Source organism: Microbulbifer sp. ABE4_465, from assembly GCF_056160765.1.
This window is the reverse complement of record NZ_JBSWXV010000011.1, coordinates 1-22,925: the sequence shown is the minus strand read 5'-3', so window position 1 is coordinate 22,925 and position 22,925 is coordinate 1. Positions and strand designations below refer to the sequence as shown.

The 22,925-nt window shown below is 58.3% G+C and carries 24 protein-coding genes; 12 read left to right on the top strand and 12 right to left on the bottom strand.

Going from position 1 to position 22,925, the window contains the following annotated elements; translation table 11 throughout:
• The first annotated feature begins 105 nt into the window (after positions 1–105).
• From ACXAG1_RS15300 to ACXAG1_RS15285, 4 genes are read left to right on the top strand one after another with little or no spacing between them, the layout of a single operon-like run.
• Positions 106–330 carry a ParD-like family protein gene (locus tag ACXAG1_RS15300; protein WP_475090990.1) on the top strand — a complete coding sequence of 75 codons (225 nt, stop codon included), beginning with the start codon at positions 106–108 and terminating at the stop codon, positions 328–330.
• The gene (gene map / locus ACXAG1_RS15295) at positions 323–1,123 is read left to right on the top strand and encodes a type I methionyl aminopeptidase (protein ID WP_475090991.1); all 801 of its coding nucleotides are present in this window, start codon (positions 323–325) and stop codon (positions 1,121–1,123) included. The genes ACXAG1_RS15300 and map overlap by 8 nt, the downstream gene beginning before the upstream one ends.
• A complete protein-coding gene (locus tag ACXAG1_RS15290) occupies positions 1,120–1,368 on the top strand; it encodes a DUF2164 domain-containing protein (protein WP_475090992.1) in 249 nt (82 codons plus the stop codon). Before map ends, ACXAG1_RS15290 begins: the two co-directional genes overlap by 4 nt.
• A 36-nt stretch (positions 1,369–1,404) precedes the next feature.
• Entirely contained in the window at positions 1,405–1,788 is a 384-nt protein-coding gene (locus tag ACXAG1_RS15285) for an energy transducer TonB (RefSeq protein ID WP_475090993.1), read from the top strand.
• 101 nt (positions 1,789–1,889) lie between these two features.
• Here the strand turns inward: ACXAG1_RS15285 and ACXAG1_RS15280 are convergent, their stop codons facing one another.
• From ACXAG1_RS15280 to ampC, 4 genes are all read right to left on the bottom strand, one after another.
• Positions 1,890–2,579 (bottom strand): TetR/AcrR family transcriptional regulator, encoded by a 690-nt coding sequence (locus tag ACXAG1_RS15280; protein ID WP_475090994.1) that lies wholly within the window; start codon positions 2,577–2,579, stop codon positions 1,890–1,892.
• 388 nt (positions 2,580–2,967) lie between these two features.
• Entirely contained in the window at positions 2,968–3,741 is a 774-nt protein-coding gene (locus tag ACXAG1_RS15275; protein WP_475090995.1) for a 4'-phosphopantetheinyl transferase family protein, read from the bottom strand.
• Between the two features lie 93 nt (positions 3,742–3,834).
• The gene (locus ACXAG1_RS15270; protein ID WP_475090996.1) at positions 3,835–4,068 is read right to left on the bottom strand and encodes a hypothetical protein; all 234 of its coding nucleotides are present in this window, start codon (positions 4,066–4,068) and stop codon (positions 3,835–3,837) included.
• A 3-nt stretch (positions 4,069–4,071) separates the two neighbouring features.
• Entirely contained in the window at positions 4,072–5,283 is a 1,212-nt protein-coding gene (gene ampC / locus ACXAG1_RS15265; RefSeq protein ID WP_475090997.1) for a class C beta-lactamase, read from the bottom strand.
• A gap of 203 nt (positions 5,284–5,486) precedes the next feature.
• On the opposite strand from ampC, the gene ACXAG1_RS15260 reads away from it, so the two are divergent.
• The gene (locus tag ACXAG1_RS15260) at positions 5,487–6,071 is read left to right on the top strand and encodes an NUDIX hydrolase (protein WP_475090998.1); all 585 of its coding nucleotides are present in this window, start codon (positions 5,487–5,489) and stop codon (positions 6,069–6,071) included.
• A 69-nt stretch (positions 6,072–6,140) separates the two neighbouring features.
• On the opposite strand, the gene ACXAG1_RS15255 is transcribed toward ACXAG1_RS15260, so the two are convergent.
• The 3 genes from ACXAG1_RS15255 to hutI all read right to left on the bottom strand — a co-directional run bounded on the left by ACXAG1_RS15255 (position 6,141) and on the right by hutI (position 11,095).
• The gene (locus ACXAG1_RS15255; RefSeq protein ID WP_475090999.1) at positions 6,141–8,630 is read right to left on the bottom strand and encodes a TonB-dependent receptor; all 2,490 of its coding nucleotides are present in this window, start codon (positions 8,628–8,630) and stop codon (positions 6,141–6,143) included.
• A gap of 298 nt (positions 8,631–8,928) precedes the next feature.
• Positions 8,929–9,882: a formimidoylglutamase gene (hutG, locus tag ACXAG1_RS15250; protein ID WP_475091000.1), complete on the bottom strand. Its 954-nt coding sequence runs from the start codon at positions 9,880–9,882 to the stop codon at positions 8,929–8,931.
• Complete coding sequence (hutI, locus tag ACXAG1_RS15245) at positions 9,866–11,095, bottom strand: imidazolonepropionase (protein WP_475120176.1); 1,230 nt, start codon at positions 11,093–11,095, stop codon at positions 9,866–9,868. Before hutI ends, hutG begins: the two co-directional genes overlap by 17 nt.
• Positions 11,096–11,598: 503 nt before the next feature.
• On the opposite strand from hutI, the gene hutC reads away from it, so the two are divergent.
• From hutC to hutH, 3 genes are all read left to right on the top strand, one after another.
• Entirely contained in the window at positions 11,599–12,327 is a 729-nt protein-coding gene (gene hutC / locus ACXAG1_RS15240) for a histidine utilization repressor (RefSeq protein ID WP_475120175.1), read from the top strand.
• Between the two features lie 334 nt (positions 12,328–12,661).
• On the top strand, positions 12,662–14,335 hold the full coding sequence (gene hutU, locus ACXAG1_RS15235) for a urocanate hydratase (RefSeq protein WP_475120174.1): 1,674 nt from the start codon (positions 12,662–12,664) through the stop codon (positions 14,333–14,335).
• A 139-nt stretch (positions 14,336–14,474) separates the two neighbouring features.
• Positions 14,475–16,025: a histidine ammonia-lyase gene (gene hutH / locus ACXAG1_RS15230; protein WP_475091004.1), complete on the top strand. Its 1,551-nt coding sequence runs from the start codon at positions 14,475–14,477 to the stop codon at positions 16,023–16,025.
• Positions 16,026–16,071: 46 nt separating this feature from the next.
• Here the strand turns inward: hutH and ACXAG1_RS15225 are convergent, their stop codons facing one another.
• The 4 genes from ACXAG1_RS15225 to ACXAG1_RS15210 form a co-directional block, all read right to left on the bottom strand.
• On the bottom strand, positions 16,072–16,413 hold the full coding sequence (locus ACXAG1_RS15225) for a hypothetical protein (RefSeq protein ID WP_475091005.1): 342 nt from the start codon (positions 16,411–16,413) through the stop codon (positions 16,072–16,074).
• A gap of 106 nt (positions 16,414–16,519) precedes the next feature.
• On the bottom strand, positions 16,520–16,828 hold the full coding sequence (locus ACXAG1_RS15220) for a superinfection immunity protein (RefSeq protein WP_475120173.1): 309 nt from the start codon (positions 16,826–16,828) through the stop codon (positions 16,520–16,522).
• A 75-nt stretch (positions 16,829–16,903) separates the two neighbouring features.
• The gene (locus ACXAG1_RS15215) at positions 16,904–17,503 is read right to left on the bottom strand and encodes a hypothetical protein (protein WP_475091007.1); all 600 of its coding nucleotides are present in this window, start codon (positions 17,501–17,503) and stop codon (positions 16,904–16,906) included.
• A 9-nt stretch (positions 17,504–17,512) separates the two neighbouring features.
• Positions 17,513–18,010 carry an RNA polymerase sigma factor gene (locus ACXAG1_RS15210; RefSeq protein WP_475091008.1) on the bottom strand — a complete coding sequence of 166 codons (498 nt, stop codon included), beginning with the start codon at positions 18,008–18,010 and terminating at the stop codon, positions 17,513–17,515.
• Positions 18,011–18,236: 226 nt separating this feature from the next.
• On the opposite strand from ACXAG1_RS15210, the gene ACXAG1_RS15205 reads away from it, so the two are divergent.
• The 4 genes from ACXAG1_RS15205 to ACXAG1_RS15190 all read left to right on the top strand — a co-directional run bounded on the left by ACXAG1_RS15205 (position 18,237) and on the right by ACXAG1_RS15190 (position 22,652).
• Complete coding sequence (locus ACXAG1_RS15205; protein WP_475120172.1) at positions 18,237–18,632, top strand: MerR family transcriptional regulator; 396 nt, start codon at positions 18,237–18,239, stop codon at positions 18,630–18,632.
• Between the two features lie 69 nt (positions 18,633–18,701).
• Positions 18,702–19,871, top strand: a complete 1,170-nt coding sequence (locus ACXAG1_RS15200; protein ID WP_475120171.1) for an isovaleryl-CoA dehydrogenase — start codon at positions 18,702–18,704, stop codon at positions 19,869–19,871.
• 175 nt (positions 19,872–20,046) lie between these two features.
• On the top strand, positions 20,047–21,654 hold the full coding sequence (locus tag ACXAG1_RS15195) for a carboxyl transferase domain-containing protein (RefSeq protein WP_475091011.1): 1,608 nt from the start codon (positions 20,047–20,049) through the stop codon (positions 21,652–21,654).
• Positions 21,655–21,854: 200 nt separating this feature from the next.
• Positions 21,855–22,652 (top strand): enoyl-CoA hydratase/isomerase family protein, encoded by a 798-nt coding sequence (locus tag ACXAG1_RS15190; protein WP_475091012.1) that lies wholly within the window; start codon positions 21,855–21,857, stop codon positions 22,650–22,652.
• Positions 22,653–22,738: 86 nt separating this feature from the next.
• On the opposite strand, the gene ACXAG1_RS15185 is transcribed toward ACXAG1_RS15190, so the two are convergent.
• The coding region (locus ACXAG1_RS15185) for a hypothetical protein (RefSeq protein ID WP_475120170.1) at positions 22,739–22,925 on the bottom strand (187 nt) is incomplete at its 5' end.

Here is a 22,925-nt window from a genome sequence, read left to right as displayed (position 1 = left end):
ATTCCCTGCCAGATTCTCGGTCCCCCCTTGCCAGGCCCACGGGACGAATATACGATTCATATACATATCGCATACTACTGCTAGATTCATCCCGACAGGTAACCCATGGGAATCGTAAAAATATCCGACGCCTTGCACGACGAAATCCGCCAGGCCAGCGGCGCCATGTCGCGCTCCATCAACGCCCAGGCTGAATTCTGGATTCGCATCGGCATGCTCGCGGAACTCAACCCGGATCTGAACTACAACCAGCTGTGCGGGAGGCTGCTGCGCAGCGCCGCACCGACCCTGGAACTCCTCACCCGGGAGGCAAGTGAACCCCGTGAATAAGGCGCAACTGAAAACACCTCGGGAACAGGCGCTGATGCGCGAGTCCGGCCGGCTGCTCAGTCAGGTTTTTGCGATGCTGGACAACTTTGTTGCCGCGGGCGTCACCACCATGGATATAGACCGCCAGGTGGAGGACTTTATTGTCAACACGTTGCAGGCGCGGCCCGCCAGCAAGGGTCAGTACGACTATCCTTACACCCTCAATTGCTCGATCAATGAGGTGGTGTGTCACGGGATGCCCAGCGCGTCACGCAAGCTGAAAAGCGGCGATATCGTCAACCTGGACATCACGCTGGAAAAGAATGGCTTTGTCGCCGATTCCAGCAAGATGTACCTGATTGGAGATGTCGCACCCGCCGCGCACAAACTGGTCAAGGCAACCTATGACGCCATGTGGGAGGGAATTACCTGTGTGCGTCCCGGGGCAAGACTGGGTGATATCGGTCACGCTATTCAGAAGCACGCGGAACAGCACGGCTACAGTGTGGTGCGCGAATACTGCGGCCATGGCATCGGCCGCGAGATGCACGAAGCCCCGCAGGTCCTGCATTTTGGCCGTCCAGGAACCGGGGAAATCCTGCAAGAGGGAATGACCTTCACCATCGAGCCAATGATCAACCAGGGGACCCACAAAACCAAAACGATGCGGGACGGGTGGACGGTAGTCACACGGGACAAAAAACTGTCTGCGCAGTGGGAGCACACCGTGCTGGTCACGGCAGACGGTTACGAGGTACTAACACTGCGGGTGGAAGAGCCTGAGTCACGCCGGTATTCAAAGGGTGTATCGTGAAAAAAATTGAATTTTCCCAGGACCAGAAAGAGCGCATGGTCGAAAAAATAAAGACCTACTTTGAGAATGAGCTGGAACAGGATATCGGTGGTTTCGAGGCGGAATTTTTAATCGATTTCTTCGCTACCGAGCTCGGGCCCCATTTCTACAATCGCGGAATCTTCGACGCACAACAGGTGTTCAACGAGAAAGCCGAAGAAGCCGGATACGTGATTCAGGAACTGGAACAACCGGAAGTCTTGTAAAACCGGTTTTTTGTAGCACTTTGAGGGAAACTGCGAATGAATAGAGTGAGCTTCCGCCGCGGTGTTGCCAGCTCATCCGGGGTATTTCACCTCGCTTTACTATTTGCCGGTCTGCTACCTGCTCACGGGTTTGCCGCCAGTATTCCGGAGTGCCCCGGCCACCTGGAACAGATCGCCGGCGATCTGCCGCAATACCCGAGCCGAAACGTTTACCGCCCGGTGGAAGGGTGGGCCAAGGTAACCGGGAAGCTCGACCCCGAGGGCAAGCTACTCGATTTGCGAATTGTGGATTCCGAGCCCACCGGTTTTTTTGACGAGTCAGCATTGACCGCGGTCAAATCCTGGAAATTCAACTGGCATGGAAGCTGGTGCACTTACACCACCACGATAAACTACCAGCTCACCCGAGAAGAAAGCTGACGCGCTGGCTGAGGATAATCAGCCTCAATGTCTGGAAAAAAACTCTAGCCAATTTGCGACAACGCCTCCGGTTCAGGTTGAGGCAACTGGCAAGCTCCCCCTCAGAAACTCATTCCCCGCAACATGCGCAGCAGCACCTCGCGGCTGTTGGCGCCGTCGATCCCCACACTGGTCACCGCCGAAAACTCCAGGCACTGCACCATCCACATAAACATCTGGGCATCCAGGCTCGGGGCGTCGGTGCGCAATGGCTCGATAAACTCGCGGGCGATCCCGGAAAGCCAGTCGTTGTAGCCGTGGATTTTCTCCGCCAGCGCATCGGAGGGATGCTGCTCGTACAGGTACTGACACTCGATGCGCAATTGCCGCAGTCGCGCGGTGGGCCCGGTATCAATCAGCTGGGCAAAGACCTCTGCAACGCCCTCGATATATTGCTGCCGGTCTTTGAGTTCGCCATTGCTGTCCAGAGAGCGAGACAGCAGTGCCTGTTGCGCCTGCCGCAGGTCTGAATTGACCGGCTCCATGGACTTGCAGTATTCGTCGAAAGCGGCAACCAGGATGTTGTCGATGGTGCCAAAATAATAGGTGGTCATTGCCAGCTGTACACCGGCTTCGCTGGCAATGGAACGATGTGACAGAGCTGCCAGCCCCTTGCGGGCGATCAGATCCAGGGTGGCATTCAGGATCTTGGCCTTGGCAATCTCGCGCTTTTCAGCTTTCTTGTTGGTCGCCGCAGGCTTGCGGGGGGAAGCAGCGGAAATCTTCTCGCCAGCTCCGCTACTGGAAACCATGTCTATACCTCGAAAGGGGATGAGTTCGGGTGCGCCGGATGCACGAAACTTGCACCCTATACAATGGTCAATTATTGGTCAATCGTACAAGTTGTGCACTTCGCTGGCGCAGATATCCTTACCTGGCGGTTAATATCGGCGAAAACCAATGAAATACGCGCAAACTTGGGGCAATTTGATCACTTATGCCAGTGCAGCGCCAGTGCCGATTATCCGGACAAACGGCGCAGCAACTCGCGTTATCCCAGCGTGTTATCACTCAAGGAAGCGGCAAAGAATGTGAGGTGGGTGCCGGGCAAAAGCCGCCCGGTGCTATTTGGAGGTGACACGCTAAGCAAGCACTCTCAGAAGACATAGTAAGCGGTGTATGCTCACGCCCGAGACCGTCTCAGTCTATTAAGCGCAAGTTCGCGCGCTCGGGGAAGGTCCCACAGGTAACCGACTGGATCCAGTGCTCACCCAGAGTGAACTGACATTCGTATTCCCGCGGCAACTTGTGCCTTTTGGCAAAGCGCTCGCTCAGGCGCAGAACCAGCGTCTGGTCCCCCAGTCGCAACTCGGTTGCCTCGGCCACCTCGAATCCGAAGTAATCACGAACCGAGGGGTAAAGCGCCTTGAACAGACTCTCTTTGGCGGAAAAGATCAAGGTGAGGGCCACGCGCTCGGACATGCCCTCAGCCTGGAGCAGGTCCCGCTCCCGGCGGGTGGAGACAATGGTCGCCACTTCGCGACAGATTTTGGTGGACATCAGCACTTCCACATCGATGCCCAGATAGTCCATTTGCCCACTGCGGCTCACCGCACACACCGCCACGCTGCCCACATGGGAGATGGAACCGACCACACCACTGGGCCACAGCGGGTTTCGCTGCGCCCCGATACCAACTTGGACACTCTGGTTGTGCACCGGTGCCAGATGCTGCAACGCCAGTGCCGCCGCATAACGACCGGCGAGAAATTCCGCCTGCCGCTTTGGCACCGAGCGCGCGATCGACTGGGGCATGGCGATGCCCAGCTCGTCGTACCAGCCCGGGTGGTAGCAGGCCACATCAAAGGCACAGCTGACCATTCGCACACCGGTGCGCGGATCCACCTGCGATTCGACCTCGCCGATAAACGGGCGGTCATCCCGCGGCATAATCTTTACTGTTGCCTGCTGCATCGGAAACTTTTCCAGAACTGCTTACCTCATTCGATTCCTTAGCCAGTGCACGCAGCGTGCCAAAAGCGGATTCCTTCCAAAGCAGCTCGATAATTACTCTTTCCTCCGGAGCTGAGCCCCCGACTTAAGTAGCGCCTGCCGCTCCCGTTCGTATTCCCGGTAGTCCTTCTGGTAGCGCGCCACGCATTCCGTGTACTGGGAATCGGGATACTTTTCGCAATCGGTTAAGCGGTTTTGCTGAATGCCATCGTAGATCTGCTGATTGCTGCAGGCCGCAACCAGCAGCTGTGCAGATACCAATAGTGAAACGGCCGTTGCGGACTTCATCAATCAATCCTCTGTGACGTTGGACGGAGAAGTTACTGCTGGCAGGAGCGCCTCCAGGATTTTGTACAGTACGTCGACCCGCTCTTCATTGGGGAAATACTTGTTTGCCAGCATCACAAAACCAAATCGTTGCTGCGGAATAAATGCCAGGTAGGTGGAGAAGCCACCAGTGGACCCGGTCTTATTGACGAGCACGTTGCCCTGCGGCGCCAGCGGTTCGATAGCACTGACCGGGCGATCACCCGCGATCATCTCACGGGAATTCCCCGCCCGTAAGCGCTCGCGGGGTAGCGGCAGTGTGTACTGTTCCCAAACCATATCCTGCACGTAATAGTCAGTTTCAAAATACCCGGTTCGGGTTTTTGCGAGCGCCTTCTGCAGATCTTCACTGACCTTGACCAGTTGCATCTGTGCCGCAAGATAGCGGGTGAGGTCCGCAGCACTGGAGCGCACCCCGTAGGCCTCCTCGCCAAGCAACCCCATATTCACCCGCACCGGCTGGTGCTTGCTATTGTGTCCCTCGGCGTAGTCATTCATTTTTTTCTGCGGAACCTGTACATAGGTCTCGGAAAGGCCCAGGCCGCGGAAAACCTGCTCTTCCATTACGGAGGCAAATGGCTGATTCAGACTGCGCGCAGCCACAAGCCCAAGCAGGCCACTGCCGGGGTTTGAATAGGTGCGCTTGCTGCCCGGGGTATATTGCGGTTGCCAGTTGCGGAAATACGCCAGCAGCTGCGTATCATCCGCGATCTCGTCAGGTACTTGCAGCGGAAAGTGCCCGGCAGTGTGGGTGGCGAGATTAAGCACGGAAACCCGATCCATGGCGCTGCCGCGCAGTGGCGGCAAATAGGCACTGACCGGCTTGTGGAAATCCAGCGCGCCTTTTGCTTCAGCGTAGGCTGCGAGTGTCGCGGTAAAGGTCTTGCTGACAGAGCCCACCTCAAACAGGGTGTGCTCGGTAACGGGTGCCCCGCCGTCCAGTGCAGCTACCCCGAAGGTAAAAAAGTGTGGCTCGCCATCAATGGTGAGCGCCAGGGCCATTCCCGGAACCCGGTACTTTTCAACCACGGGCTGAATGGCTTCTATCACCACGGACTCCAGCCGATCCGGTGCAGCACTGGCGCCCGGTTCCGCATGCACAATCGCTCCGCACAGCAGGCTGAGCGACGCTAGCAACCCTTTGGCGAAATCGAACAGTGAAAAGGGCTGAGGCATGGTGATTCCTTATTGTGTGGGTGGCTGAAACCACCGGAGCTTGTAAGTGTCTGACTATGAAGCCGTCAGAAAGTGCTGTTGAGACTGCACTATAGCCCGGAAATTTTCCCCAGCGGGCAACAACTACTCGAAAGCGCCGGCTCTGGTCGGATACACTTTACCCATTCACCCGAGAAGTAGACCGCGAGTAAGCCGTACCGGACATGCGATCATTTTTACTTAAAGCTTTTCTGATACTTCTGCTGCTGGGCACACTGGTAGTGGGGGCGTTTGTGGCTTTTCCCGGTCTGAAGTACGAGCTCTACCGGAAACTGCCCCCCAAAATCCGCTGGAATATCTCCTATGCGCTCACTGACAAATTTGTCGTGGGCATGGTGTATTTTGTGGAGCGCAATAATCAGCTGCTGCTGGTACGCCACACCTATCAGGACAAATGGGCGCTGCCGGGAGGCTGGGTGGAGCGTAACGAGTCGTTTGAGGAATCCGCGCGGCGGGAGCTGCGCGAGGAACTGGATATCAAGATCGACGACTTCGAGGTGCTGGAAGTCAACAAGGTACCGCGCTCGGGGATCATCAATATCGCCATTCGCGGCCGCCTAAAGGACAAGCAGGTAGCGATCCGCGACGGGGAAATCTACGGCTATCGCTTCTTCGATCTGCACCGCCTACCGGACGATGTGATCTATACCCACAAGCCCTATATCAAGCGCTATCTGGAGGCGCGAAGACCTCCCAGAGAGGTGCCCCCGGCCCCGGAAAAAACGGAGACAGAAGTGCCCGAGCGCTGACTTTGCTTTCCGCCACAAAAAAACGCCGCCCGCAAAACGGGCGGCGTTTTTCGTTTAAAGCCAGCGCAATCAGAAGTTGTAGCGCACTTCCGCACCGTAGGTGCGCGGCTCGGCAACAGAGGTGTACGGAGTGCCAAACACCGCCATGGAACGACCACTGGGGATATCCGTGCGCTCGTTATCCAGCAGGTTGCGGCCCCACAGTGCCAGTTCGTACTGACCACCGCTGTTCATCCACACCAGGCGTCCATTCAGGCGTTTGTCGTCCTCACCCACGCCATCGATGTCGCTGAAACTTGCCAGGAAACCCGGCTCCAGGGCATCGCTGTTTTCGGCGTAGATGTAGTTCATGTGCAGGTTCAACTCACCCACGGAAATCGCCGGCGCCCAGTCCATGGTGGCGGTGTAGGCGGTATCCACAGAGGACTTGGCGCGCTCGGACTGCAATTCACCTTCGGCGTCGTAGTAGTCCTCCCACTGGGAGTCCTCATCACGCACGGTGGTCACCAGACCAAAACGTAGGGACTCGGTTGCCAGCCAGTCCACGGTCACTTCCACACCGTTGAATTTCTGGTCGCCGTTGATCACCCGAGGCAGAGCATTGGCGGACTGCGGCGGCTTGCTCTCGACACTGCGCTGACGGTTGTCGACGGTCATATCGAAGTAGCTGAGCTGCACCTGCAGGCCGTCCAGCAGATTGCCTTTTACGCCAAGTTCGATATTTTCCACCTCCTCCGGCGCGATGGGATTCTCCGCGGTGAGCAGGTTGAGCGAGTCGAAGCCGCCGGATTTGTAGCCAGTGGAATACGACAGAAACGCCATGGCATCGTCACTGAACTGGTACTGGCCAACGAGACGTCCGGTGGTGGCACTCCAGTCGTCAGAGGCTCGGCGTACCCCCGCACCCACGTTGTAGGCATCGTCGGTCGAGAAAATGACTTCGCTCACCCCGTCGCGTAGCGCGCGGAAACTGGTTCCCGGTGTTTCCCAGGTGAAGGTTTTTTCGTCGGTGCTGTACCGCAGGCCGGCGAGCACACTGAATTGATCGGTGAGTGCGTAGTCCAGATCCACGTATACGCCGTAGTTGGTGAAGTCGCCGGTATTTTCCACCGCCTCGGTCCAGTAGAGTCCGCCAAACTGCTCCGGGCCAAACAGCATACCGGTGCCCAGGTCGGCAGCGATGGCATCGTAATAGACATCCGCCTGCGGCGCGCCACCCATGCCAATCAGGCTGGTAAAGGTCGCCCAGTCTGTCTCATCCCACAGGTGTTCCACGGAATCCAGAGCGGCCAGCGCATAGGCCGCGGCAGCGTCACCGGCTGCCCCGTCGCCGGGCATACCACCCGCTTGCAGAGCAGCACCGTAAGCGATCTGGTCGCGCAGCTGCTGGGTGTTGACGATGTCACCGGTCACCAGACGGGTAACGGACGCCGCAGAAGCGGTCACATTGGTGCGCTGATAAATATCCTCTTTGGAATAGTTGGCGCCCATCACCGCATTCAGACGATCACCGACAAAGTTCACCTGCAGCTCGTGGTAGGCGATATCGGAATCGAAAATATTATTGGTGTCCAGGTAGCGGGTGATATCCGCAGTGCCATCTTCTTCCTCGCGGTTTGTGGTTTCCCACTGGCGATAGCTGGACACCCATTTCAGACTCCAGTTGTCGTCGAAGGTGTGGTTCAACTTGGCGTTGACCGCAGACATGGAACGGGTCTCGCCACCGTCCACCAGATCGTTTTCAACCTTGTAGTCAAAAGGGTTCTGGCTGTAGGCAAATTCGCTCACACCAATCGCCTGACGCGCGGCATTGTCCACTTCATCCCAGTCGTAGGACAGTTGCGCCGAGGTGCTGTCACTGATCTGCCACAGGGCGGCAACGCGACCGGTGACGATATCCTCAGAACCGGCATCTTCAGCACCGGGGTAGACATTCTCGACAAAGCCATCGCGCTGAAAGCTCATCAGATTGGCGCGCACGAACAGCGCGTCGGTTACCGGTGCATTTACCATGCCTTCAAGGTGCGCGAGGCCGTAATTGCCGGTGCGAGCGGATACGAACGCTTCAAAATCCGCCTGCGGCTGGTTGGGCACCAGGTTAACGGAACCGGCGGCAGCGTTACGGCCAAACAGAGTTCCCTGGGGGCCCTTCAAAACCTCCACGCGCTGCATGTCGGCAAAGGACATGGAAGTCGCTGGCGATGGCACATAGGCCCCGTCGTAAAACACGGCCACAGAGGGGTCGCCACCGGCACTAATATTGGAGCTGCGCACTCCCCGGATACTGAGAGCGGACTGGGTGATCCCGGAGCCCACCTCAAACCCGGGAACGAAATCCGCCATGTCGCTGAGTTTCAGCGCATTGGTGTTGTCCATATCGGAGGCAGAAAAAGTGTCCACGGTAACCGGCACTTCCAGCGCATTCTGCTCGCGCTTCTGTGCGGTCACGATGATCTCTTCAATTTCCACGCCGTGGCTTAACGCGGGCACAACCGAGCCAGCGGCAATGGCGATGGCCAGGGCAACGGGTCGCCGCCCTGTAAACTGGTGCTTAGTCATAAGGTTCCCCAAATTTATTGTTACTTGGTTGCAGGACAAACGGATATTCACCGCTCCCAAATTGGCACCCCCGTACCAATTGCAAGGCAGCGTTTCTATCCGACTGTCTCTCGGGAAACTACCACAATGACTAGCGCGTCACTACTTCAAACAGAAGCAAAAACTTTTTTTGCCGCAAAAATCAGATTTATCACCCACTCGTGAGTTGAAAAATGCGACAAACTATCAATCACAGCCTACGACCAACCATGAGATGCAGCCCCGCCCATCGGCTCAGCACTCTCAGAACCTCCGGCGACTAGCCCTTGATGCCATTGGCAATCTGAAACACCAATCGTGCCGCCGTACGCGCCGCGTGATCCTCAATATCGAAATAGGGATTGAACTCGGCCATATCCGCCAGGCACACCTTTTTCGATTCCAGCACGGTATCGAGCAGCGGCTCGAACAGCTCGAACGCTACGCCGCGTCCCGCAGGGGCCGATACCGCTGGCATTACCGCCGCCGGGAGTACATCCAGGTCGATGGTGAGATAGACAAAATCCACCCGGTCGATAAAGTCGGCGATCTGTTTCTGTACCAGCTCGATGCGCCAGGGCACGATTTCCCGGTCGGAAATCACCTGTGCTCCCAACTCTTCTGCGCGGTGGTACAGGGCGGGGGTATTGGCGGTGGCTGCGGCCCCCACACACAGGTAGTTGAAGGGTCGCCCATTCAGGTCGCACTGCTCGGCAATCTGGTAAAACGGCGTCCCGGAGGACCCCTGGGGTGCGGGCAGGCGGATATCCAGGTGGGCATCGAAATTGATAATGCCGAGGGTCTTGTCCCGGTGCTGTTCGCGCATCCAGCGGGCAATTCCCTGATAGCTGCCGTAGGCAATCTCGTGGCCACCGCCGAGCACCATGGGGAAATGCCCGGCGCTCATCAGTTCGGTAATCCGTGCGCCGAGCATCGCCTGGCCGGATTCGAGATCATCCTTTTCCACCCGCACATTGCCGGCGTCGTACAGCGGCGCGCCAAAAGTCTTGGGCAGATTGGCCAGGGCCAGGCGCAAAATCCGCGGCCCCTTGGCAGCGCCGATGCGGCCCTTGTTGCGGCGCACCCCTTCATCGGACGCGAAGCCGAGAATGGAGAAGCCCGGCGGGCTGTCGAGGTGCAGGGGCACTATGTCCTGGTGCCAGCGCTTGCCGGCCTTGCCGTCTTCGCTGTCGACCCGGCCACTCCACAAGCGCATATCAGCCAGCTGTAACATGGTGCCCCCCAACAAAAATCTCTGCCGGTTTCAGTGCGCCCACTTCATAGGCGAGCTGGTCCGGAGTTTCCATCGGCCACAGGGCCATGTCGGCACGCAGTCCCGCGCGCAGCACGCCGCGAGAACAACAGATACCCAGCGCGCGTGCGGCAGACCGAGTCACCCCGGCAAGCGCTTCCGCCGGAGTGAGGCCAAACAGGTTACAACTCATATTCATCATCAGTCTCAGAGAGGCGATGGGACAGCTTCCGGGGTTGAGGTCGGTGGAGATCGCCATGGGCACACCGGCAGCACGCAGGGATTCGATGGGCGGCACACGGGTTTCTTTCAGGGTGTAAAAAGCACCGGGCAGCAGCACCGCGGCGGTGCCGCTATCGGCCATGGCGGCGACATCTTCGGCGGTGATGTATTCGATATGCTCTACCGAGAGAGCGCCGGCGCGGGCGGCCATTCTGGTGGCGCCGGTGGCGGCGAGCTGCTCTGCGTGGACTTTTACCGGCAGATCGAGTGCCTGTGCCGCCTTGATGACTTTTTCGCACTGCTCGACGGAGAAGGCGATGGTTTCGCAGAACATATCCACGGCATCCGCCAATTGCTCTTTGGCCACAGCGGGCAGAATTTCGTTGCACACCAGGTCGATATAATCGTCGGCGCGGCCATCGTATTCCGGCGGCAGGGCGTGGGCGGCGAGGCAGGTGGTGAGGATGTTCACCGGGTAGTGCTGGGCGAGGCGGCGGGCGACGCGCAGCTGTTTGAGTTCGGTGTCGAGGTCGAGGCCGTAGCCGGATTTGATTTCGACGGTGGTGACGCCCTCATTCATCAAGGCTTTCAGGCGCGGTTCGGCCTTGCGGTAAAGATCGTCGGCGCTGGCGGCGCGGGTAGCGCGCACGGTGGAGAGGATACCGCCGCCGGCGCGGGCCACTTCTTCATAGCTTTCCCCACCCAGGCGACGGGCAAATTCGCCGGCGCGGTGGCCGCCATATACCAGGTGGGTGTGGCAGTCGATCAGCCCGGGGGTCAGCCACTGCCCTTCCCCATCGATAACCTGATCGGCGGTGCAGTCGGGCAGCTCCCGGCGCGGCCCGATCCAGACAATCTTGTTGCCCGTCACCGCCACCGCGGCATCCTCCACCGCGCCATAGGCGCCGGGCAGGGACGGGTCCATGGTGGCCGCGTGGACATTGGTAATCAGCAGATCACAGCGTTCAGTCATAGTCGCTCACTGAATTGGCGTTATTTGTAACGATAGCCCTGTTGGGGGAATTTGGCGCGGATTCTCACTTGGGCTCTTTCTAGTTCTGTGGCGGCCGGGCACTGGGTGTGAGGTTTCAGGACCGCTGCGAGTACATCCATGTACGCTTCGGCGCCGCCATCCATGGCGACGACGATCCTGAAACCTCACACCCAGCACCCGACCTTCAATTCATACTTCTGTGCTTCGATTCTTGTCATCCCGGACTCGATCCGGGATCCAGTGCCACCGAACTGGCCGAGCCTCTGGATGCCGGATGCTTTTGTCATGCCAGACTCGACCCGGTACCGGCATGACAAAACCTGTACGAACTCCCCGTAGAAGCCTGCCCTGCAGGCGAACAACCACCCACCTATTGACAGCCTCCCACATCAAATCCATAGTTGCCCCACCAACAAGCTTGTATATACAAGAATACACAACCAGGCAGACACTCTACCCGAGCAGGCAAAGACCACACAAGTATGAGCAGTCAGTTATCCAAAGACACCGGCAGCCAGCCCCGCTACGCCGCCATCAAGGCGCATATCCGCGCGCAGATCGAATCCGGTGAATGGCCCGCGCACTTTCGCGTGCCCTCGGAAAACCAGCTCGCCCAGGACTTCAACGTCAGCCGTATGACCGCCCGCCGCGCACTCAGCGAACTCACCGACGAAGGGGTGCTGATCCGAACCCAGGGCCTCGGTACCTTCGTCGCCGAGCCGGTGCCCGCGGGCTCCCTGCTGGAAGTGCGCAATATCGCCGACGAAGTTGCCGCCCGCGGTCACAGTTATAGCAACCGCATCCTCAAGCTGGAGCAAACCCAGGCCAACACCGAAGTCGCGGTCGCTCTCGGCCTCACCGAGGGCAGTGCTGTCTACCACTCCATCATCGTCCACCTGGACAACGACCTGCCGATCCAGTTCGAAGAACGCTATACCAACCCCACACTGGTGCCGGAATACCTACAGCAGGATTTCCACGCGGCTACACCCAATGAATACCTGACCCGTGTTGCACCGCTGACGGAGGTGGATACCACGGTCGAGGCGGTTGGTGCGGATGACGCAGTGGCTGCTGCTCTGGAGATCAAAAGCGGCACTGCCTGCCTGCAGATCTGGCGACGGACTAAAAGTAGTGCAGGAACAGTGAGTTTTGCGCGGCTGGTGCACCCGGGGAATCGATACCGACTGGGCGCACAACTCAGGTTTTAGTAGCCCGTCATACCGGTACCGGATCGAGTCCGGCATCCAGGAACGCTGCCAATTCGGTGGCACTGGATCCCGGATCAAGTCCGGGATGACGAGAATCGAAGTACAGAAGCACGAATCGAAGGCGGGGTGCCGGGTGTAGGTTTTCAGGAGCGTCGGCGACATGGACGTCGCCGACGCAGCTTACAGGGACGTACTTGTAGCGGTCCTGAAAACCTACACCTGGTGCCCCGCCGCTACCGGACAAAAATCCGGAGCCCCAAATACCACAGGGCCAAAAGCCCACAAAAATCAAATTCAAAACTACCCACAGAATTTGGAAATAGACGAGGCAACCATGACCGATAAACGTCACGATCCCAGCCGTAAAATTGCCGCACCCACCGGCACCACGCTGAACGCAAAAAGCTGGCTGACCGAAGCGCCCCTGCGCATGCTGATGAATAACCTGCACCCGGACGTGGCTGAGCGCCCGGAAGATCTTGTTGTGTACGGCGGCATCGGCCGCGCCGCGCGGGACTGGGAGTGCTACGACAAAATCGTCGAAGTACTGAAGCGCCTCGAAGACGACGAAACTCTATTGGTGCAATCCGGTAAACCCGTCGGCGTATTCAAAACCCACGCCGACGCCCCCCGCGTATTGATTGCCAACTCCAACCTCGTCCCCCACTGGGCCAACTGGGAACACTTCAACGAGCTGGATAAAAAAGGCCTGGCCATGTACGGCCAGATGACCGCCGGCTCCTGGATCTACATCGGCTCCCAGGGCATCGTCCAGGGCACCTACGAAACATTTGCCGCAGTTGCGCGTAAACACTTTGATGGCGTAGCCAAAGGAAAATGGGTTCTCACCGGTGGTCTCGGCGGTATGGGCGGCGCGCAACCGCTGGCCGCCACCATGGCCGGCTTCTGCATGATTGCCGTCGAGTGCGACGAAACCCGCATCGACTTCCGCCTGCGCACCGGCTACGTAGACAAGAAGGCCACCAGCCTCGACGAAGCCCTGGCAATGATCAACGACGCGATGGAAAAGGGTGAAGCCATTTCCGTCGGCCTGCTGGGCAACGCTGCGGATATTTTCCCGGAAATTGTCGAGCGCAATATCCTGCCAGACTGCGTTACCGACCAAACTTCCGCCCACGACCCGCTGAACGGCTACCTGCCCCAGGGCTGGACCATGGATCAAGCCACTGAAATGCGAAAGCGCGACGAAGCGCTGGTGGTCAAGGAAGCGAAAAAATCCATGGCCGTGCAGGTACAGGCCATGCTTACCCTGCAAGAGCGCGGCGCCGCCACCCTGGATTACGGCAACAACATCCGCCAGATGGCATTTGAAGAAGGGGTGGAGAATGCCTTCGATTTCCCCGGCTTCGTGCCCGCCTACATTCGCCCGCTTTTCTGCGAAGGCGTCGGTCCCTTCCGCTGGGCGGCACTTTCCGGCAACCCGGAAGACATTTACAAAACCGACGCCAAGGTAAAAGAGCTGATCCCGGACAATCCGCAACTGCACAACTGGCTGGATATGGCCCGCGAGCGTATCCAGTTCCAGGGACTGCCCGCGCGTATCTGCTGGGTCGGTCTGAAAGACCGCGCACGCCTGGCACTGGCATTTAACGAAATGGTGGCCAGCGGTGAACTGGAAGCACCGGTGGTGATCGGCCGCGATCACCTCGACTCCGGCTCCGTCGCCAGCCCCAACCGCGAAACCGAATCCATGATGGACGGTTCCGAAGCCGTTTCCGACTGGCCGCTGCTGAACGCGTTGCTGAATACCGCCTCAGGCGCCACCTGGGTATCGCTGCATCACGGCGGCGGTGTGGGCATGGGCTTCAGCCAGCACAGTGGTGTAGTCATCGTGTGTGACGGCACCGAGGCGGCGAAGAAACGCATCGAGCGTGTGCTGTGGAATGACCCGGCCACCGGCGTTATGCGCCATGCGGATGCGGGTTATGACATCGCCAAGAACTGCGCGAAAGAGCAGGGGCTGGATCTGCCGATGCTCAAGGACTGATCAAACTTTTTTAACTCGTCATGCCGGACTTGATCCGGCATCCAGCATCGGAGCTCCAGAAAACTCCGCTGCCAATTCGCTGGATACCGGCCTTCGCCGGTATGACGAGTGCAAACGAATTAAACCGGTGAATAAATTTATGTACCAACTGCAAATCACCCCCGGCCAACTGAGCCTGGAACAACTGCGCCGCGTCGCCCGCGAGCCGGTGAAACTGACACTGGACCCGTCCGCCCACGCCGCCATCGCAGCCTCCGCAAAAACCGTCGCCGACGTACTGGAACAGGGCCGCACCGTCTACGGTATCAACACCGGTTTCGGCCTGTTGGCCAACACCCGCATCGAAAAGAAAGACCTGGAAACCCTGCAGCGCGCCATCGTCCTGTCTCACGCAGCCGGCACCGGCAACTTCATGAGTGAAGACACCGTGCGCCTGCTGATGGTGCTGAAAATCAATTCCCTGGCGCGCGGTTTTTCCGGCATCCGCCTGGAGGTGATTCAGGCACTGATCAAACTGGTCAACGCCGGCGTCTACCCGGCCATTCCGGAAAAGGGCTCCGTGGGCGCCTCCGGTGACCTGGCACCGCTGGCACATATGAGTGTGGTGCTGCTGGGTGAAGGCGAGTGCTTTATCAATGGCGAACGCAAGGCCGCGGCCGAAGGCCTGCGCTTTGCGGAAATGCGCCCGCTGGTACTGGCGCCGAAGGAAGGCCTGGCACTCTTGAACGGCACTCAGGCGTCCACCGCGTTTGCCCTGCAGGGCATGTTCAGCGCGGAAGATTTGTTCGCCGGTGCCGTGGTAACCGGCGCCCTCACCCTGGAAGCCGCCAAAGGCTCCCGCCGCCCCTTCGACGATCGCATTCATATGGCGCGCGGACAAAAGGCGCAGCGGGATGTGGCCGCGAGCTATCGCGATTTGCTGGGGGAGAAAAGTGAAATCGGCGAGTCGCACGAAGATTGCGAGAAAGTCCAGGACCCCTACAGCCTCCGCTGCCAGCCCCAGGTAATGGGCGCCTGCCTGCAGCAGATCCGCTTCGCCTCTGAAGTGTTGCTGGCGGAAGCCAATGGGGTTTCCGACAATCCGTTAGTGTTTACGGATGAGGAAAATCCGGAAAACTCCGACATCATTTCCGGTGGCAACTTCCACGCGGAACCGGTGGCGATGGTGGCAGACAATCTGGCGCTGGCGATCGCGGAAATCGGCTCACTGTCCGAGCGTCGCATGGCGCTGCTGATCGACTCCAACCTGTCCGGTCTGCCGCCGTTTTTGGTGGACAACGGCGGAGTGAATTCCGGATTTATGATCGCGCAGGTAACCTCCGCGGCACTGGCGAGCGAAAACAAAACCTTTGCCCACCCGGCAAGCGTGGACTCACTGCCGACCTCCGCCAACCAGGAAGACCACGTATCCATGGCCACCTTCGCCGGCCGCCGCCTGCGGGATATGGCGGATAACACCTGCGGCATTCTCGCCGTAGAACTGCTCGCCGCGTGCCAGGGCCTCGACTTCCGCGCGCCGCTAAAGACCACCGAAAAGCTGGAAAAAGCCAAGGCCGCCCTGCGCGAGCGCGTACCTTTCTACGATAAGGACCGCTACTTTGCACCAGATATTGAGGAAGCCAAGCAGTTGCTGGACAGTGCCTACTACCGTGCGTATCTGGCTACAGAAATGCTACCCAGCAACCAGTAATCGCTTACCTATCAAAGTACGCCGGCGGAACCTTCTCCGCCGGCAATCAGTGCCCTTTTACCACCTCTACCGGCCCATGATCATCACAGTGATCACCATGCACATGGTGCAGGCGGCCATTCACCAGATAATCAAAGTGGTCCCCATGGGGCACCATTTCATGCCCGCAATTCGGGCCGTGAGTGTGGTCTGGGTCGCAGGCGGGATTCAGAGGCCGGCATTCATTCGGGTTGGTGGCGGTGAATTCGAGCACGTGCTCTTTATTGCAGCCCTGTTCCGGGTGATGCAAATGTCCGTCCTGCAGGTAGTCAATATGGTCGCCGTGCTTGATGGCGGTGTGGCCGCACTTGGCGTGGTGCTGGTGGGGCTGGTTGGCTGATTTGCCCATTTTTGAGGCTCCCTTATTCACGATTCCCGAAGATGTGCTAACCAAGGTATATGGCACACATGAGATAGGTGTGCCACTTACCACGCCAAATTCGGCGCTCAGTTCCTCAAGCCTTCCCCTCTGCATTAACCGTTTCCCCGGAAGCAGTACTTCCGTATTTTTTCGCCAGCTTACCGCTCACCTTGCCCGTGGCCGCCCATACCAGCAATGCCACCCAGGCGATCCAGGACAGTCCCGCCGGGATATTCGCGAGAAAGATCTTCCCCAGGTGCCCGCGATTGAAAAAGATCGCGAGAAGACTGGGTAAAAACCAGATTGCAAAAAATAGGATGACGAATCCAATGGTCTGAATCGGATCCATTTGTGCAAACAGATCGAGAAAGTCGGAAAATTTTTGTTCCAGGTTGGACAGCATGGTTACAGCCTCTGATTGAGTTATTTATTGAAATCACACCTGCTGTAGTACCCGGCAAACCGGATTTCTTACAATTTATTGTTCCGTCGCTTCGATATTTTCCCGCTGCCACTGTTCTATCTTCTGCTCGCCACTTTTTATGCGGCGCCAGTACCAGATACTCCAGGCACCCATTGCCAGTGCGAACACCGAAATCCAGGTTACGGCAAATCCCCCGTCCCCCACGAAAATGGGCTCCAGCCAGCCGAAACCCGACAGCCATTGCCACAGGGCGAAAATTCCCAGCTCCGCAATAAAAAACAACCAGGCAAAGCGCAACATGCGGCGTTTGCGTGTCAGACGCAGTCGTGCCAGGTCCAGATAGCCCCGCACGGAGTCTTCCAGGGGTTCCCACACCCCCCGGCGGTTGATGACAGAAAAAGCCATGGCCCACGCCAATAGCACGACCACCAGCAGAGCACGCCAGGGGGCATCACCAATTTCGCTGTTGAGCATCAGAAACACACCACCGATACCAACCGCAATTGACGCCACCCACTCAAACCAGGCGTAAAAACGCAGTCGCCGCTCCTGCCTGCCGATCTCCGCGCGTATGGCTTCCGGTACCGGCACTGGCACCGGGGCCTGCTGCCACAGGTTCGCGAGTTCCTGCAGGCCGTCGTCTTCATTCTTCATGTGCAGTTTTCACACCGTTTCATTCAATTGGGTAGTCAGTCGTTCGCGCGCCCGGTTCAGGCGCACCGCCACATTGGATTCACTGATACCCAGCACCTCGGAAATCTCGCTGTAGCTCAAACCTTCAAAACGCAGGGTCAGCGCCTGCCGCATTCCCAGCGGCAATCTGGACACCGCGCGCATCAGCCGCTCGGCATCGCGGTTCTGTTCCAGTTGCGCCTCGGGCCCGGGACGCTCATCGACAACCATTTCCAGCAGGTCGCTATCCTCGCCATCGCGGCGGCGGGTCAGCTGGGTGACACTGCGGTTGTGGGCGATGCGGTAGGCGAAGGTGCGCAGGCTGGCATCCCCGCGGAAACCGGGCAGCGCCCGCCAGATGGCCAGCCAGATCTCCTGTACCAGGTCGTCGCGCTCGGCCTGGTTGCGCACATAACTGCCTGCCAGGCGGGCAATACCGCCGCCGCAGTCGTCAATCAATTGCTGGAATAGTTGTTCGCGGGCGTCCAAGTTGTGGTTCTTCTTTCCATGTATTCGGGGCCGCCTGATGCGGGTATTGCCAGTTACTGTACCCAGAGGCGCGAAAACCTTACATAAATTTCCACCTGGGACTGCGGCCGCCAGCCATGGCTATCGAGACTAGGAGATACACCTCAGTCACGATTTGGCCCAGATTGACGTTTACGTTAACGTAAACGTCAACTAGACTTCGGGCAGATCTGAGGAATCGTCCAATATGAGCACCACCACTGCCGACAACTACAGCATCTCCGAGCTGGCCCAGGAGTTCGGGATCACCACCCGCACCATCCGCTTCTATGAAGACAAGGGGCTGATCAGCCCGGAGCGGCGCGGGCAGACCCGGGTATACACGCCGGAAGATCGGGTACGCCTGAAGCTGATCCTGCGCGGCAAGCGTCTCGGGTTCTCGCTGGATGAGAGCCGGGAAATCATCGATATGTACGACCCGGCCCACGGCAATGTGGACCAGCTCAACCGCCTCCTCGACCGTATTGACGCCAAGCGCCAGCAGTTGCGCGAGCAGCAGCGGGATATCGAGAAGATGCTCGCACAGCTGGATGAGGCAAGTACCCGCACCCAGGCGGCGCTGAAAGAACGCAACAGCGAATAGATATAACAACTGAAATTTCACTGATTTTTAATTGAACAACACTCTGACTGATTCACTGCGGAGCAGCCCATGAATACCCCTTACCCAACCCTGAACTTCGATCTCGGTGAAGACATCGATATGCTGCGGGATATGGTCTACAAGTTCTGTCAGGCAGAACTGGCCCCGCGCGCGGCACAGATCGACGAGGACAATCTGTTCCCCGCCGATATGTGGAAGAAGTTTGGTGAGCTGGGTCTGCTGGGCATGACCGTGGAAGAGGAATACGGCGGCTCCAACATGGGCTACCTGGCCCATGCGGTGGCGATGGAAGAAATCTCCCGCGCGTCCGCTTCTGTCGGCCTGTCCTACGGCGCCCACTCCAACCTGTGTGTAAATCAGATTCGCAAGAACGGTACCCCCGAGCAGAAGGCGAAGTATCTGCCCAAGCTGTGTTCCGGTGAACATATCGGTGCGCTGGCGATGAGTGAGCCGAACTCGGGTTCGGATGTGGTGAGCCTACAGTTGAAGGCGGAGAAGAAGGGTGACCGTTTTGTACTGAACGGCAACAAGATGTGGATCACTAACGGTCCGGATGCGCACACTTATGTGATTTATGCGCGCACGGAGCCGGGTATCAGTTCTGGCGGTATTACGGCGTTTATTGTTGAGCGCGGTTTTAAGGGTTTCACTCAGGCGCAGAAGCTGGACAAGCTGGGTATGCGCGGGTCCAACACCTGTGAGCTGGTGTTTGAGGACTGCGAGGTGCCGGAAGAAAATATTCTGGGCCAGCTGAACGGCGGTGTGCGTGTGTTGATGAGTGGCCTGGATTACGAGCGTACGATTCTGTCTGGCGGCCCGGTGGGTATCATGCAGGCGTGTATGGATATCGTTGTGCCGTATATTCACGATCGCAAGCAGTTTGGCAAGGCGATCGGTGAATTCCAGTTGATGCAGGGCAAGGTTGCGGATATGTATGCGGATCTGAATGCGAGCCGCGCTTATTTGTACGCTGTAGCCAAGGCTTGTGACCGCGGTGAGGATTCGCGCAAAGATTCTGCGGCGGTGATCCTGTTTACTGCGGAGCGTGCGACGCAGATGGCGCTGCAGGCGATTCAGACGCTGGGTGGCAACGGTTATATCAATGAGTACGCCACCGGTCGCCTGCTGCGTGATGCCAAGCTGTACGAGATTGGCGCCGGTACTTCTGAGATCCGTCGCATGTTGATCGGGCGCGAACTTTTTAACGAGACTCGCTAAGTCCTATTTTACTTCGGTGGCGGTGCTGCTGCCGATGCCGGTTCTCCAGACACGCCGTGAACCCATCCCTGGGGGCTCTTCTAAAACATCCCTGTTTTAGAAGGTCTGGAGAACTGGCATCGGCACCAGCACCTTCGCATCCAGATTCTGACTACGAATTGGCCTCGTATTTTTTATGAACCAGATTCAGACCAAGATTAATTCCCGGGATCCGGCATTCGCAGAAAACCGCGAGCAGATGCAGAGCATTGTGGATGACCTGCGCGAAAAGCTGGAAACCATCGCCAAGGGCGGCAGTGAGCGCGCGCGGGAGAAGCATGTTTCTCGCGGTAAATTGCTGCCCCGCGATCGTATCGACGCGCTGCTGGATCCGGGCAGCCCGTTTCTGGAATTTTCGCAGTTGGCCGCTTACGACGTTTACGGTGAAGACGTGCCGGCGGCGGGAATTCTGACCGGTATCGGTACCGTTGCCGGCCAGCCCTGTGTCATCGTCGCTAACGATGCGACGGTAAAGGGCGGTACCTATTATCCGCTGACGGTGAAAAAACACCTGCGCGCACAGGCGATTGCGGAGCAGAACAACCTGCCCTGTATTTATCTGGTGGATTCCGGCGGTGCCAACCTGCCGCGCCAGGACGATGTGTTTCCGGATCGCGAGCACTTCGGGCGTATCTTCTTCAATCAGGCGAATCTGTCTGCGCAGAACATTCCGCAGATCGCGGTGGTGATGGGCAGCTGTACCGCAGGCGGCGCTTATGTGCCGGCGATGGCGGATGAGTCGATTATGGTGAAGGAGCAGGCGACGATTTTTCTCGCCGGCCCACCGCTGGTGAAGGCGGCGACCGGGGAGGAGGTTTCTGCGGAGGAGCTGGGCGGTGCGGAGGTGCACTGTAAGACTTCCGGGGTTTCCGATCACTTTGCCAATAACGATACCCACGCGCTGCAGATTGCGCGCAATTCGGTATCGCGACTGAACCGGGTGAAGAATCCCGGTCTCGATGTGCAGAAGCCGATCGAGCCGATTTATCCGCCGGAAGAGATCTACGGCATCGTGCCGAAGGATTCCCGCCAGCCGTTCGATGTACGCGAGATTATCGCGCGGGTTGTAGATGGCTCCGAGTTTGATGAATTCAAGGCGATGTACGGCACTACGCTGGTGACCGGCTTTGCGCGGATTCACGGTTACCCGGTGGGTATTGTGGCCAACAACGGCATTCTGTTTGCCGAGAGCGCGCAGAAAGGCGCGCACTTTATTGAGCTCTGCGCACAGCGCAATATTCCGCTGGTGTTCCTGCAGAACATCACCGGCTTTATGGTGGGCAAGCAGTACGAGGCCGGCGGCATTGCCAAGCACGGTGCCAAGATGGTCACCGCGGTTGCCACCGCTAAAGTGCCCAAGATCACGATTCTGATCGGCGGCTCTTTCGGTGCCGGCAACTACGGCATGTGCGGCCGCGCCTATGATCCCAACTTCCTGTTTATGTGGCCCAACGCGCGCATTTCGGTGATGGGCGGTGAACAGGCGGCGGGTGTACTGGCGCAGGTGAAGAAAGACCAGATGGCGGCCAAGGGTGAGGACTGGAGCGAGGAGGAAATCGCCAAGTTCAAGCAGCCGATCATTGATGACTACGAACACCAGGGGCATCCGTATTACGCATCCGCGCGACTGTGGGATGACGGGGTGATCGACCCGAAAGATACCCGCACCGTGTTGGGGTTGTGTCTGGCTGCGGCCACCCACAAGGAACCTGAAGAGACCAAGTTCGGGGTTTTCCGGATGTAGTTGCTGTGGCGAAGTTAGACACTCGAAGCGAAGGTTCTGATAGCGTGGCTACTTTGCGGGACCTTCACCGGCATGGATGCCGGTGCAGAGCTTACAGGGATGTATTCACAGCGTGTCCCGCAAAGTAGCCACGCTAGCAGGACCGCCACAGGACCTGCTCCAAGGCCCAGAACCAAGGAACAATTTTGAGCGAGAACACCATGACCGAAAAAATGCTGTGCGAAATCGACAACGAAGGCGTTGCCACGGTTACCCTAAACCGTCCGGAAATCCACAACGCCTTCGACGACGATCTGATTCGCCAGCTGGGCGAAACCTTCGACAACCTCGCCCGCAGTGGTGGAGTGCGCGCGCTGGTGCTCGCGTCCAATGGCAAAAACTTCTCCGCCGGCGCCGACCTGAACTGGATGAAGCGCATGGCCGATTACAGTGAAGAGCAGAACCGCACCGACGCCGCGACCCTCGCCGCCATGCTGCACAAACTCGACAACTTCCCCGCTCCCACCATCGCCCGCGTACAGGGTGCTGCGTTTGGCGGCGCGGTTGGTCTGGTCAGCTGCTGCGACATCGCCGTCGCCGCCGAGCGCGCCAGTTTCTGCCTGAGCGAAGTGAAAATCGGCCTGCTGCCGGCCACCATCAGCCCTTACGTGATCAACGCCATCGGCGCTCGTCAGGCGCGCCGTTACTTTGTGACTGCCGAGCGATTTTCCGCAGAGCGCGCGAAAGAAATCGGCCTGGTTTCCGAGGTGGTCGCCGAAGCCGAGCTGGACCTGACGGTACAGAAGCTGGTGAACAGTATTACCGACAACGGCCCCAACGCCGTAACCATGGCCAAGCAACTGGCGATGTCCATGTCCAACCGTGTTGTTAACGACGAGTTGCAGGGGCAGACCAGCGCGCTGATTGCTGCCGTTCGAGTTTCGCCGGAAGGGCAGGAAGGTTTGAGTGCGTTTCTGGAGAAGCGTGCGCCCAGTTGGATGAATTCGAGCGAGGATTAGGCCTCGAGCGAGATTTAGGCCTCGCAGGCTGGATCCCGGATCAGGTCCGGGATGACGATGTACAAACTACTGATGCAGCAACTTCGTCATTCCGATACCGGATCGAGTCCGGCATGACAAAAGCATCCGGAATCCAGAACTAACGAAGTACAAAAGTTCAAATCGAAGGCCGGGCACCGGGTGTCGGTTTTCAGGATCGTCGCAAACAGGATGTTTGCGCCGAAGCGCCCAGGGATGGGTTTACAGCGGTCCTGAAAACCGACACCCGGTGAC

Bases quoted from the DNA above. Each gene is read 5' to 3' on its own strand.
- hutG (WP_475091000.1), bottom strand. From the start codon at position 9,882: ATGTTACAGCTGGCTGATATGCGCTTGTGGAGTGGCCGGGTCGACAGC.
- ACXAG1_RS15280 (WP_475090994.1), bottom strand. From the start codon at position 2,579: ATGGTTTCCAGTAGCGGAGCTGGCGAGAAGATTTCCGCTGCTTCCCCC.
- ACXAG1_RS15285 (WP_475090993.1), top strand. From the start codon at position 1,405: ATGAATAGAGTGAGCTTCCGCCGCGGTGTTGCCAGCTCATCCGGGGTA.
- ACXAG1_RS15225 (WP_475091005.1), bottom strand. From the start codon at position 16,413: ATGGGCAAATCAGCCAACCAGCCCCACCAGCACCACGCCAAGTGCGGC.
- ACXAG1_RS15195 (WP_475091011.1), top strand. From the start codon at position 20,047: ATGAACCAGATTCAGACCAAGATTAATTCCCGGGATCCGGCATTCGCA.
- hutH (WP_475091004.1), top strand. From the start codon at position 14,475: ATGTACCAACTGCAAATCACCCCCGGCCAACTGAGCCTGGAACAACTG.
- ampC (WP_475090997.1), bottom strand. From the start codon at position 5,283: ATGCCTCAGCCCTTTTCACTGTTCGATTTCGCCAAAGGGTTGCTAGCG.
- hutI (WP_475120176.1), bottom strand. From the start codon at position 11,095: ATGACTGAACGCTGTGATCTGCTGATTACCAATGTCCACGCGGCCACC.
- ACXAG1_RS15220 (WP_475120173.1), bottom strand. From the start codon at position 16,828: ATGCTGTCCAACCTGGAACAAAAATTTTCCGACTTTCTCGATCTGTTT.
- ACXAG1_RS15255 (WP_475090999.1), bottom strand. From the start codon at position 8,630: ATGACTAAGCACCAGTTTACAGGGCGGCGACCCGTTGCCCTGGCCATC.
- ACXAG1_RS15275 (WP_475090995.1), bottom strand. From the start codon at position 3,741: ATGCAGCAGGCAACAGTAAAGATTATGCCGCGGGATGACCGCCCGTTT.
- ACXAG1_RS15215 (WP_475091007.1), bottom strand. From the start codon at position 17,503: ATGAAGAATGAAGACGACGGCCTGCAGGAACTCGCGAACCTGTGGCAG.
- ACXAG1_RS15190 (WP_475091012.1), top strand. From the start codon at position 21,855: ATGACCGAAAAAATGCTGTGCGAAATCGACAACGAAGGCGTTGCCACG.
- ACXAG1_RS15200 (WP_475120171.1), top strand. From the start codon at position 18,702: ATGAATACCCCTTACCCAACCCTGAACTTCGATCTCGGTGAAGACATC.
- hutU (WP_475120174.1), top strand. From the start codon at position 12,662: ATGACCGATAAACGTCACGATCCCAGCCGTAAAATTGCCGCACCCACC.
- ACXAG1_RS15260 (WP_475090998.1), top strand. From the start codon at position 5,487: ATGCGATCATTTTTACTTAAAGCTTTTCTGATACTTCTGCTGCTGGGC.
- ACXAG1_RS15270 (WP_475090996.1), bottom strand. From the start codon at position 4,068: ATGAAGTCCGCAACGGCCGTTTCACTATTGGTATCTGCACAGCTGCTG.
- ACXAG1_RS15205 (WP_475120172.1), top strand. From the start codon at position 18,237: ATGAGCACCACCACTGCCGACAACTACAGCATCTCCGAGCTGGCCCAG.
- hutC (WP_475120175.1), top strand. From the start codon at position 11,599: ATGAGCAGTCAGTTATCCAAAGACACCGGCAGCCAGCCCCGCTACGCC.
- ACXAG1_RS15300 (WP_475090990.1), top strand. From the start codon at position 106: ATGGGAATCGTAAAAATATCCGACGCCTTGCACGACGAAATCCGCCAG.